Genomic DNA, 11,217 nt, shown 5'->3' with positions numbered 1-11,217 from the left:
CGGCGAGGATGAGCGCGCGCTCGCACGGATGCCCGTCCGGCCCTCGTCTGGAGAGCGGCCTTCCTGGTGTGTCCGTGGCCGCCTCGCGTGGGTGTTTCCGCTACGCTGACAACGCCTCCCACGACGCGGGAGGTCTCACCGGCGGAGGCGGCGGCAGCCCATGGACATCCAACTGGCGGACGAAATCCGGAAGCAGGTCGAAGAGGCCTTCCGCAAGCGCGGCCGGGTCAACATCGTCATCGCGGGGCGCAGCGGCGTGGGCAAGAGCACGCTCGTCAACGCGGTGTTCCACGGCCGCATCGCGGACACCGGGCAGGGGCGCCCCGTCACGAAGGAGACGCGCGAGTACACGAAGGACGGCATCCCCGTCAGCATCCTCGACACCCGGGGCCTGGAGATGGGCGCCTTCACGGAGACGCTGAAGCTCCTGGAGGAGCTGGTCGCCACGCGCGCGAAGGAGGCCGACGCCACCCGTCATCTGCACTGCGCCTGGCTGTGCATCAGCGAGGACTCGCGCCGCGTGGAGGACGGCGACATGAAGGCGGCGGAAATGCTCGCGCGCCACATGCCGGTGGTCGTCGTGGTCACCAAGGCGCGCAGCGACCAGGGCTTCCGCGCGGAGGTGCAGAAGCTGCTTCCCCTGGCCCGCAACGTCATGCGCGTGCGCGCGCTCCAGGAGACGGACGACGAGGGCCACACGCTCCAACCCAAGGGCCTGGTGGAGCTGGTCGAACTCACCATGGAGCTGGTCCCCGAAGCCCAGCGCAACGCCTTCGCCGCCGCCCAGCGCGTGAGCATTGGCCAGAAGCGCAAGCGCGCGCACGGCATCGTCGCCAGCGCCGCGGCCGCCGCCGGACTCATTGGAGCGGTCCCCATCCCTTTCGCCGACGCCGCCCTGCTCGTCCCCACGCAGGTCGGAATGCTGGCGGGGGTGAGTAGCGTCTTCGGCCTCCCCATGACGGAGGCCTTCCTGTCCACGCTGGTGGGCGCGAGCATCACCGGCCTGGGCGCGACCTTCACCGGCCAGTCCATCGTGTCCGGGCTGCTGAAGCTCATCCCCGGCCCGGGCACGGCGATTGGCGCGCTCATCTCCGCCACCACCGCCACCGCGCTCACCACGGTGTTCGGCGAGGCGTACATCGCCGTCCTCTCCAAGCTGATGGAGAAGCGCAGCGGTGAGCTGCCCACGGAGGAGGAGGTCATCCAGGCCTTCCGCGAGGAGATGTCCCTGCGCGGCGCCGCGTGAGGCCGCGCGCTACTTCACGCGCTCGATTTTGTAGCGGCGACCCTTGATGCGGCCCTCGCTCAAGCGCTGGAAGGCCACGCGCGACACGCGCCGCGCCACGGCCACGTAGGCCACACGGTCCTGGATTTCAATCTTCCCCACGTCGGAGGACTGGAGCCCGCCCGCCTCGCCCGTGAGCGCGCCCAGGACGTCGCCGGGCCGCAGCTTGTCCTTGCGGCCCGCGGAGATGTAGAGCGTGTCCCAGTTGGACTCCAACGACACCGCGTTGCGCGGGTCCGCGGACGGCAGGGCCTCCACGTCGCCCGCCTCCAGCTTCACGCCGGTGGCCAACTGGATGTCGTCCACCTTGCGGCCGTCGCGCGGCGTGACGATGGAGATGGCCAGACCCGCGCGGCCCGCCCGGCCGGTGCGGCCAATGCGGTGCACGTAGGGCTCGGCCTGCATGGGCAGGTCGAAGTTCACCACCGCGTCCAGCGCCTCCACGTCGATGCCCCGCCCCGCCACGTCCGTGGCGATGAGCACCCGCGTGCTCTGGTTGCGGAACTTCGCCATCACCCGGTCGCGCTCGAACTGCTCCAAATCCCCCTGGAGCCCGTCCACGCTGACGCCCGCCGCGGAGAGCGACTTCTTCAACTCCACCACCGTCGCCTTGAGGTTGCAGAAGACGATGGCGGACGCGGGCTGGTGGTGACGGAGGATGCGCAGGAGCAGCTCCGACTTCTCCTCGGGCTTGCAGTCGTAGCGCACCTGCTGGATGTCGGGCCCCGCGTTGGCGGCCTCCACCGTCACCCGCGTGGGCGAGCGCTGGAAGTCGCGGCTCAGCGCCTCGATGTCCGGCGGGAAGGTGGCGGAGAAGAGCACTGTCTGCCGCCGGGGCGGCATGGCCCCGAGGATGCGCTCCATGTCCTCGCGGAAGCCCATGTCGAGCATCCGGTCCGCCTCATCCAGCACCACGGTGTTGAGCTGCCGCGTCTCCAGCGCCTCCCGGTCCAACACGTCCATCACCCGGCCCGGCGTCCCCACCGCCAGGTGCGCGCCCTTCTCCAGCGCGTCCAACTGCGGCCGGATGGGCTGCCCTCCCGCGAGCACCAGCACCTGGAGCCCCGGCAGCCGCCGCCCCAACCGACGGATTTCTCCCGCCACCTGCGCGCACAGCTCGCGCGTGGGACACAGCACCAGCGCCTGCACCCGGCGGTGCGGCAAGTGGACCTTCTGGAGCAGCGGCAGCGCGAAGGCCGCCGTCTTGCCGCTTCCCGTCTGCGCCTGGCCCACCAGGTCCTTGCCCTGGAGCAATACCGGGATGCTCTGCGCCTGGATGGGCGTGGCCGTCTTGAAGTCGAGCTCCTCCAACACCTGGAGCAGCGGGGGAGATAGCGCGAGCGCGGAAAATTCCATTCAGAGCCTCGAAGAGCGGAGGCACGGAAGGAGCCTCGGGTTCTGCAGGCCCCATGTCACACCCAGCGAAGCCAGGACAAGTGGAGCCGCGCACGCCGCCTGGCCGCCCCCACTGGATTGCCTGTCAGATTTTCTGCGTAAATCTCGCTTTGCAGGGAAGCACCACCCCACTCACGCCAGGAGCCCTCATGTCTTCACTCCGTCGCCACCTGTCGCTGCTATCCGCCGTCCTGCTCGTCACCGCCTGCGGAGGCGCCGAGGAGCCCTTTTCCGAGGAGGGCCCCGCGCCGGTGCTCGAGTCCTCCGACGTGGGGGGCGAGGTGGAGGCCTTCAGCGCCTGCACCGTGACGCTCGACTGCGGCAATGGCTCGACACTCCAGTGCTCGAGCGCCGTGGGGAGCTGCTCCTCCACCAGCACGTCCGTCACGTGTGATGGCGAGACGCGGACGTGCTCCTGCGCGCCCCTGGTGCGGACCATCCGGCAGGGCATCGGCGTGTGCTATCCGTCGAGCCACCCCTTCGGGCGCTACCACATCAACTCCCCCGAAAGCGGGGTGCTGTACACGTGGACGAGCAACTACGCGAACCTGCACTGGAACACGGGCACGGGCGTGAACCTCTCCGCCACCTCGGTGGGATGGTTCACCCTGGACGTGACGGCCTCGCGCCAGGGTTGCGCCCAGACGACGAGCTTCTGGGCTGACTTCTATGCCGCGGACTGCAGCTAGCTGAGAAAGGCCTCGCCATGCACCCCGCCCGCTCCACCTTCCTCGGCTGCGCGCTCCTCATCGGCGCGCTCGTGCTGCTGCCCACGGCAGCTTCGGCTCGGACCGCCATCCTCCAGAAGGATGGCCAGTGGCAGTTGCAGGTGGACGGGCGGGCGTACATCGCCCGAGGCGTCGGCTTCAGCGGCAGCAGCAACAGCACCGCCTACGACGCGGATTGCGCGCGGCTCGCGGCGCTGGGGGTGAACACCCTGCGCACGTGGGGCATCAACTCGGAGACGCGACTGCTGCTCGACGCCGCGCACAAACATGGCCTGAAGGTGCTCGTGGGCCTCTGGATGCGGCATGGCCAGCCCGGCATGGAGGGCGACGACAACTTCGACTACACGCGCGACACGGGCGGAATGAAGCAGCAGCTCGAGGAAACGCTGAAGCACGTGCGCGGCTTCAAGGACCACCCCGCCGTGCTGGCCTGGGGCGTGGGCAACGAGGTCATCCTCAACAGCCCCCACGACGCGGCGAAGGAGGCCTACGCGCGCTTCCTGGAGAAGGTCGTCCGCGCCGTCAAGAAGGTGGACGCGGACCACCCCGTCATCTCCGTGGACGCCTGGACGATGGCGGTCCCCTGGTGGGAGAAACACGTGCCGTCGCTCGACGCGTATGGGCTCAACGTCTACGGCGGCGGCATCCACGTGCTGCCCGCGGAGCTGGCGAAGGCCGGCGTGAAGAAGCCCTGGTTCATCACCGAGTTCGGCGCGCAGGGCGAATGGGACGCACCCAAGGACGCCCACGGCGTGCCCCGCGAGCCCACCGACGCGGAGAAGTACGCCGCCATCGTCGACGGCTGGAACACCGCCCTGGCGCCCCACGTGAAGGAGGGGCGGTGCCTGGGCTTGTTCGTGTTCAACTATTCGTCGTCGTTCGACCACACCAACCTCTGGCTGGGCATGCTGTCGGGCACGTCCACCCGGCCCGCGTGGCACGCGGTGCGCGAGGCCTACACGGGACAGAAGCCCGCCACGCCCCTGCCCCGGATTGCCGCCGTCGCCGTGCAGGGCGCGGTGCGCGAGGGCCCCAGCACCTGGGCCCAGGTCCAGGTGGACGTGGACGCCACGGACCCGAAGCTCCACGGCCTCTTCTTCGCCTACAACTTCCGGGGCGCCGCCACCCGTCACGAGCGCGACGAGGTGCGCCGGCTGGACGCGCGCCCCGGGCCCACGCCGGGCACCTGGCAGGTGCGCATGCCCGCGGTGCGCGGCGCCATCAAGCTCTACGCGCTGGGCAAGGACGACGCGGGCAACCTCGCGATGGCCACCACCTCCACCCGGCTGCCCTTCCCCACCCCCGAGCCCGCTCGCCCGGGCAGCGTCCCGCCCTGAAGGCGCTCGGCTCCAGACGGGGGAACCCAGCAAGGGAGCATGTGTCGGGAAGTCCTGGTAAGTGGCGGGCTCCCCTCCTTCTGGAGATACCCCGCATGAAGAAGTCTGCCTGGAAGTCCCTGGCCCTCGCACTGCCGCTGCTGGCGGCCTGTGGCGGCGCTCCGCAGCAGGACGACGCTGCGGACGGCGCGCCCCTGGAGGCGCAGCAGGCGCCGCTCACCGCGCCCACGGCCACCGTGCGCTTCCTCACGGGCTGGACGCACTCGCAGCAGGGCGCCATCGTCCGCGGCGGCCAGCTCGTCGTCGACTATGACTTGTACCGGATGACGGACTGCCACCTGAGCACCTACAACGGGGTGCAGGTCTGGGACACGCTGGCCTACGTCCGCTTCCTCCCCAGCGGCCAGCTCTTCAGCGGCAGCGTGAAGCAGGCCACGGGCAGCACCTCGTTCGTGAGCAAGCCCTTTGAGGTCACAGTGCCGTCGGACGCCACCAGCGTGGAGACGTGGTTCCTCACCTCCGGCCGCACGTGCACGCAGCGCTACGACAGCAACTACGGCATGAACTACGCCTTCCCCGTGGAGGCGCAGTCGCCGGCCGCGGTGGCGTGGGCCGGTGACTGGGGCGGCAGCTTCGCGCGCGACTGCGAGCACCGCGACGGACTGGTGGACCCCATCGTCATCGACAGCTACGTCATGGAGCGCGCCTGCAGGTTCGTGGACGCGGACGTGTACGTGCCGGGCGTGACGGACGCCGCCACCGCGCGGCCCGAGCTCATCCACGCGCAGGTGGAGTTCAGCGTGGACGGGGCCGCCACGCAGCACAAGCCGCTCGCCTTCCAGGGTCGAGTGGGCAACAACTACCGCTACCGCTGGAACCTCGCGTCCGAGCCGCTCGCGTATACGCCGTGGAACGCGTATGCATTCGGGTTCCGGTATTCAACGGACGGCGTGAGCTGGTATCGCATCGCGAACGACGCGGGCCCCTCGGGTGGCGCCGCGCGCACCGTGCAGCGCAGCTTCTGACACGGGTTACCGCGAACACGCCGCTGAAGCCCCGCGCTTCAGCGGCAACTCGGAAGAGGCGCTGCGGCATGAGGTGTTCCCATATGAAGGCGAGCGCTTTGCTCCATTCCAGCGGGGCCAACCCCGGGCCGGGGCCCAGGAAAGGGAACGCGAAATGACCGATAGCACTCCACGCGTGGCGGAACGGATTCCCACTGGCATCCCTGGTCTCGACACCGTGCTGCACGGCGGCTTCCGCAAGGCCCGCACCTACATGTTGCTGGGGTTGCCGGGCTCCGGGAAGACCATCTTCGCCAACCAGGTGTGCTTCCACCACGCGCGCAACCAGGGCGGGCGCGTGCTGTACATGACGCTGCTGGCTGAGTCGCACACGGAGCTCGTCGGCAACCTCAGCTCGCTGTCGTTCTTCGACTCCAACCTGCTGCCCAACTCCATCACCTACCTGAGCGCGTTCACCGTGCTCGAGCAGGGCGGGCTGGACGCCCTGGCGGACCTCATCCGCAAGGAGACCAAGTCGCATCAGGCCACGCTGCTCGTCCTCGACGGACTGGTGGCGGCGGAGGAAGTGGCGTCCTCCCAGCAGGCCATCAAGAAGTTCATCCACGGCCTCCAGGTCGTCACGGGCCTGATGGGCTGCACGACGCTGATCCTCACCACCGGCCGGGGCCAGGGCCTGCGCGCCGAGCACACCATGGTGGACGGTCTGCTGCTGCTGCGCCAGCGCATGTTCGGCGCGCGCGCCGTGCGCGAGCTGTTCGTGCGTAAGTTCCGGGGCAGTCCCTACCTGCTCGGCAAGCACAGCTTCGAAATCACCCAGGACGGCATCGTCATCTATCCCCGCCTGGAGACGCTCGCGCAGTCAGGCCCACCGCCAAGCCCGCCCTTGTCGGCGAAATGCGAGATGGGCGTGCCCGGCCTGGACGCCATGTTGAACGGGGGCGTGGCCCGCGGCTCCACGACCATCCTGCTGGGGCCGTCCGGCAGCGGGAAGACGCTGCTGGGGCTGAACTTCCTCGCGGAGGGCGCCCGCCAGGGCGAGCGCGTGCACTACTTCGCCTTCTATGACTCGCCGGAGCGGATGGTGTCGCAAGCGGCGGGCATCGGGCTCGACTTGAAGCCCTTCATCGACCGGGGGGACTTCGAGGTCAGCTTCCGGCCGCCCACCGAGAACCTGCTGGACAAGCTCGGCGTGCAGTTGCTGGACATCATCCGGACCCACGGCGTGCGCCGCATCTTCCTGGACGGCTATGACGCGCTTCGCAGGGCGGCCGTCCGGCAGTCCCGGGTGGCCCGCTTCCTGGCCGCGCTGGTCAACGAATGCCGCATGCGCGGCGTGACGCTGCTCTACTCCGTCGAATCCACGTCCTCCTTCGGCCCGGAGGTGCGCTTCCCGATGAAGGGCATCTCCATGGTGGCGGAGAACGTCCTCTACGTGCGCCACGCCGAATTGGACGCCCGACTGCACCGCTTCATCGCGGTGCTGAAGCTGCGCAACAGCAGTCACGACCAGGCGTTGCGGGAGCTGAACATCAGCGCCAAGGGCATGGAGGTGACAGGCACCTTCGCGGAGGTCGAGATGATGATGACCGGCCTGCCGCGGAAGAGCGCGCCCCGACATCCCGACAGCGGGCACCGGGGGAAGTAGTCATGGGCCCCATCCTCATCGTCGATGACGAATTCGGCATCGTCGAAGCCATGCGAGACCTCCTGAGCGATGAGGGCTACCGGACCGCCATCGCCCTCAACGGCAAGGAGGCCTTGGAGCGCATGGCCGAGGAGCGCCCCTGCATGGTGCTGCTCGACTACATGATGCCCGTCATGAACGGCCCCGCGCTGTTGGAGGCCATGGAGCGCAGCCCCCTGCTGCGGGACATCCCCGTGGTGATGATGAGCGCCAGCCCTCCGGACTACTGGAAGGACCTGCGCTGCGCGGCCTTCCTGCCCAAGCCCTTCTCCCTGGATGACCTGCTGGTGGTGGTGAAGCGCTTCGCCCAGGGCGCCATCCTGCAGTAACGCGCCCCTTCGGCCCACCGCCTGACAGGCAGCCGACGCTCCCGTGAAAACGGCGCGCCGCCCGAGCGTCCCCGGCCCGGCTTCTGCCAGACTGCGCGCCGTGACGACCTCCGCCCTCTACCGCGACTGCGCCCGCCTCTTCATGGTGGGCTTCCCCGGCACCGACATCGACCGCGAGCTCGCCTCGCTGATGGATGACGGCATCTACGGGGCCATCCTCTTCAAGCGCAACGTGGGCACCGCCGCGGACACGGCCGCGCTGTGCCACGCCTTGAAGACCCGCGCGGGCCGGCCCTTCATCTTGTCGGTGGACCAGGAGGGTGGACGCGTGGCCCGGATTCGCGGCGCGCCCTTCACCGCGCTGCCGCCCATGCGCGAGCTGGGACAGCGCGGCGACATCGCCCTGGTGGAGCGGGTGGGCCGGCTGCTGGCGTACGAGCTGCGCGCGCTGGGCTTCGACTGGGACTTCGCGCCCGTGTTGGACGTGGACACCAACCCGGCCAACCCCGTCATCGGTGACCGCAGCTTCAGTCGCGAGGCGGAGGAGGTGGCGCGGCTGGGCGTGGCGCTCGCGCGGGGGCTGGAGACGGGCGGCGTGGCTTCGTGTGGCAAGCACTTCCCGGGGCACGGCGACACCACCACCGACAGCCACCTGACGCTGCCGCGGCTGCCGCACACGCTGGAGCGGCTGCGCAGCGTGGAGCTGGTGCCCTTCCGGGCCTTCGCGCAGGCGGGGCTGGCGTCGTTGATGACGGCGCACGTGCTCTTCGACGCGCTGGACCCGGGCGTGCCCGCCACCATGAGCCCGCGCGTGCTCCAGGGCGTGCTGCGCGAGGAGCTGGGCTTCGATGGCGTGCTCGTCAGCGATGACCTGGAGATGAAGGCCATCGCCGGCCACTACTCCGTGGAGGAGGCCACGGTGCAGGGCACGCTCGCGGGTGTGGACCTGTTCCTGGTGTGCCACAACGCGGACGTGCAGCGCCGGGCCATTGAGGCGCTGGTGCAGGCCGTGGAGTCCGGGCGCGTCCCGCGCGAGCGGATTGCCCAGGCCCACCGCCGGCTCGACGCGCTCAGCGCCCGCTTCGCGCACCCGGCGGAGGACCGGCTCGCCACGCTGGACAGCGGCGAACACCGCGCGCTCGCCGAGGGGCTCGTCAGCACCTTCACGGGCAAGGACCCGACCGAGGTGATGCTGGCCACCCGCTGAAGCGCGGGCGGCCGGGGGAATCCACCGGGCGCGGTGGGAGGGGCGAAGCACGCCCCTGCCAAGGCTCAGCGGCGGTAGGGGCCGCTGCGGTCCTGCCAGCCCAGCGGGGCGAGATATGCATGCCCCTGCCAAGACTCAGCGGCGGTAGGGGCCGCTGCGGTCCTGCCAGCCCAACGGGGCATAGCCACTGGAGTGGCCGCGCCGGTTGCCGCCCAGCGCCGCGCCATCCTCACCGCCCAGACCCTGGGCCGTCGGGGCGTACGCCGCGCCGCCCTGAACCGCGTACTGGCTCTGCATCATCTTCCCGGCGTCGTCCTGGATGGACTTGTTCTGCGCACCGTCGTTCTGCGGCGTGCGCGGGTCGATGCTGGAGCCAATCTGGCCGATGGTCGCGTTGTAGCCACGGTTCGAGGGCATCGTCCAAGGCGGCAGCGCCGCGTTGGTGTTGCCACCCTCGATGTTCTTCATGGCCTCGGCCTGATCGCCACGCTGGCCGACGAAGCTGCCCCGCGTCTCATCCGGCTGGCTGCCGCCCGTCTCCGGCAGGGGGCCGCAGCCCACGCTCACCATCGTGCCCGCCACCACCGCCACCGCCGTCCCCCACCACCGAATATTCCGCTCGCGCATGTCGATTCCTTTCGGTCCCTTCAAATCTGATTGTTGATGCATCCCGAAGATGGGGCACGCCGGTCGTACAGACCACCGGGCGGCGCGACGTCCGAAGGACGACGAACCGCCCGTGCCTCTCCCTATAGCCTCAGCGGCGAGGGCGAGCAGCCTTCTTCGCCGCCGGGGCCTTCCGCGCCGTGGAGGCCTTCTTCGCCGCCGCAGAAGCCTTCTTGGCAGTGGGCTTCTTGCCCGCAGCGGCCTTCTTCGACGCCGGGGCGGCCTTGCTCGCAGGGGCCTTCTTCGACGCCGAGGCGGCCTTGCTCACAGCGGCCTTCTTCGACGCGGGGGCGGCCTTGCTCACAGGGGCCTTCTTCGACGCGGGAGCCTTCTTGCCGACCGGGGCCTTCTTCGACGCGGGCGCCCTCTTGCCGACCGGAGCAGCCTGCGCGCCGGACGACTTCGCCACCGCGCTCTTCCCGGCGGGAGCCTTCTTCGCGGCGGCCACCTTCTTCCCAGCGGACGCCTTCTTCGCCGCGGGAGTCCCCGAGGCTCCGGCCGAATCGCCACCCTTCAGCGCGGCCAGCACCTCGGCCACGTGGCCGATCACCTTCACCTTGGGCCACACCTGCTTCACGCGGCCGTCCGGTCCGATGAGGAAGGTCGCGCGGGTGATGCCCAGGAACTTGCGACCATAGAGCGACTTCTCGCCCCAGACGCCGTAGGCCTCGGACAGCGCGTGGTCCACGTCCGCCAGCAGCGGGAAGGGCAGGTTGAACTTGGCCGCGAACTTCTGGTGGCTCGCGGTGCTGTCGGTGGACACGCCCAGCACCACCGCGCCGGCGGCCTCCAGCGCCGAGTGCTCATCCCGGAAGTCACACGCCTCCACGGTGCATCCGGGCGTGTTGTCCTTCGGATAGAAGTAGAGGACGACACTGCGACCCGCGAACCGCGCGAGCGTCACCGTGTTTCCGTCCTGGTCGGGCACCTGGAAGGCGGGGGCCTGGTCACCTGCTTGGGGCATGGGCATGCGGGCTCATTAGCCAACATGCCCTCGCCACTCAACGCCTCCGTCACCAACCCATCAGGTCAGGGCTGGCCCTGCGGGGCGGGATGGCCCGGCTCACCGCCGTGGTCATGGGCGTGCTCGCCCGGCGGATGGCTGTGCGCCTCCAACCGGACCAGCTCGTTGTGGCACGTCTCCAGCGCGGCGTGCAGGGGCTCGCGCTCGGGGCCCTCCGGCGTCTGCCCCAACCGGATGGCCAGGGCCTCGCAGGCGGCGCGCTTGGCGTCCGCCTCCGTCGTCCCGGCGCCGGTGGCACCTGGCGTGGCGAGCGGACGCGGCGGGAGCTTTCCGCGGAGCCCCCGGATGGCGGCGATGCGCTGGTCCGCGGCCGGGCGCGCCTTGGAGTCCTTGGCGATCGCATCGAAGGCGGCGATGACGGGGTCCCACGCCGGATCCATGGGTGAGACGCGGCGGTCAATGAGCTCACGGTACGTCGCCTCGGCGTCCCGGAGCTGGTCGGGCCCCTTGTCGCAGCCGGGCGACAGAAGCAAACAGAGCGCGAGCGGAATGACGGCGGACAGCCGTCGGGTGGTCATCCTCATGCGGGGTAGGTTC

Annotated in this window: 11 protein-coding genes; 7 read left to right on the top strand and 4 right to left on the bottom strand. The window is 70.0% G+C overall.

Going from position 1 to position 11,217, the window contains the following annotated elements; all coding sequences use genetic code 11:
• Window positions 1-160: 160 nt before the first annotated feature.
• Complete coding sequence (locus tag A176_RS01340; RefSeq protein WP_002633281.1) at window positions 161-1,246, top strand: YcjF family protein; 1,086 nt, start codon at window positions 161-163, stop codon at window positions 1,244-1,246.
• Window positions 1,247-1,255: 9 nt separating this feature from the next.
• On the opposite strand, the gene dbpA is transcribed toward A176_RS01340, so the two are convergent.
• A complete protein-coding gene (gene dbpA, locus A176_RS01335; protein ID WP_002633282.1) occupies window positions 1,256-2,641 on the bottom strand; it encodes an ATP-dependent RNA helicase DbpA in 1,386 nt (461 codons plus the stop codon).
• Between the two features lie 188 nt (window positions 2,642-2,829).
• Between dbpA and A176_RS01330 the strand changes: the two genes are divergently transcribed.
• From A176_RS01330 to nagZ, 6 genes are all read left to right on the top strand, one after another.
• Window positions 2,830-3,369, top strand: coding sequence for a hypothetical protein (locus tag A176_RS01330; protein WP_002633283.1), 540 nt, complete (start codon window positions 2,830-2,832; stop codon window positions 3,367-3,369).
• Window positions 3,370-3,386: 17 nt separating this feature from the next.
• A complete protein-coding gene (locus tag A176_RS01325) occupies window positions 3,387-4,745 on the top strand; it encodes a glycoside hydrolase family 2 TIM barrel-domain containing protein (RefSeq protein WP_002633284.1) in 1,359 nt (452 codons plus the stop codon).
• A gap of 95 nt (window positions 4,746-4,840) precedes the next feature.
• Complete coding sequence (locus A176_RS01320; RefSeq protein WP_002633285.1) at window positions 4,841-5,770, top strand: DUF6209 family protein; 930 nt, start codon at window positions 4,841-4,843, stop codon at window positions 5,768-5,770.
• A 154-nt stretch (window positions 5,771-5,924) separates the two neighbouring features.
• On the top strand, window positions 5,925-7,415 hold the full coding sequence (locus tag A176_RS01315; RefSeq protein WP_021781428.1) for an ATPase domain-containing protein: 1,491 nt from the start codon (window positions 5,925-5,927) through the stop codon (window positions 7,413-7,415).
• 2 nt (window positions 7,416-7,417) lie between these two features.
• Window positions 7,418-7,783 carry a response regulator gene (locus tag A176_RS01310; RefSeq protein ID WP_002633287.1) on the top strand — a complete coding sequence of 122 codons (366 nt, stop codon included), beginning with the start codon at window positions 7,418-7,420 and terminating at the stop codon, window positions 7,781-7,783.
• A 142-nt stretch (window positions 7,784-7,925) separates the two neighbouring features.
• Window positions 7,926-8,990 (top strand): beta-N-acetylhexosaminidase, encoded by a 1,065-nt coding sequence (gene nagZ, locus A176_RS01305; protein WP_044890572.1) that lies wholly within the window; start codon window positions 7,926-7,928, stop codon window positions 8,988-8,990.
• Between the two features lie 135 nt (window positions 8,991-9,125).
• Here the strand turns inward: nagZ and A176_RS01300 are convergent, their stop codons facing one another.
• The 3 genes from A176_RS01300 to A176_RS01290 form a co-directional block, all read right to left on the bottom strand.
• The gene (locus tag A176_RS01300) at window positions 9,126-9,617 is read right to left on the bottom strand and encodes a hypothetical protein (RefSeq protein WP_002633289.1); all 492 of its coding nucleotides are present in this window, start codon (window positions 9,615-9,617) and stop codon (window positions 9,126-9,128) included.
• A 130-nt stretch (window positions 9,618-9,747) separates the two neighbouring features.
• Complete coding sequence (gene bcp / locus A176_RS01295) at window positions 9,748-10,620, bottom strand: thioredoxin-dependent thiol peroxidase (RefSeq protein ID WP_226994146.1); 873 nt, start codon at window positions 10,618-10,620, stop codon at window positions 9,748-9,750.
• 65 nt (window positions 10,621-10,685) lie between these two features.
• Window positions 10,686-11,204 (bottom strand): hypothetical protein, encoded by a 519-nt coding sequence (locus A176_RS01290; protein WP_002633291.1) that lies wholly within the window; start codon window positions 11,202-11,204, stop codon window positions 10,686-10,688.
• Between the last annotated feature and the right edge of the window lie 13 nt (window positions 11,205-11,217).

Origin of the sequence: Myxococcus hansupus, from assembly GCF_000280925.3 — a bacterium.
Taxonomy (GTDB): domain Bacteria; phylum Myxococcota; class Myxococcia; order Myxococcales; family Myxococcaceae; genus Myxococcus; species Myxococcus hansupus.
This window is presented reverse-complemented; position numbering and strand designations above follow the sequence as displayed.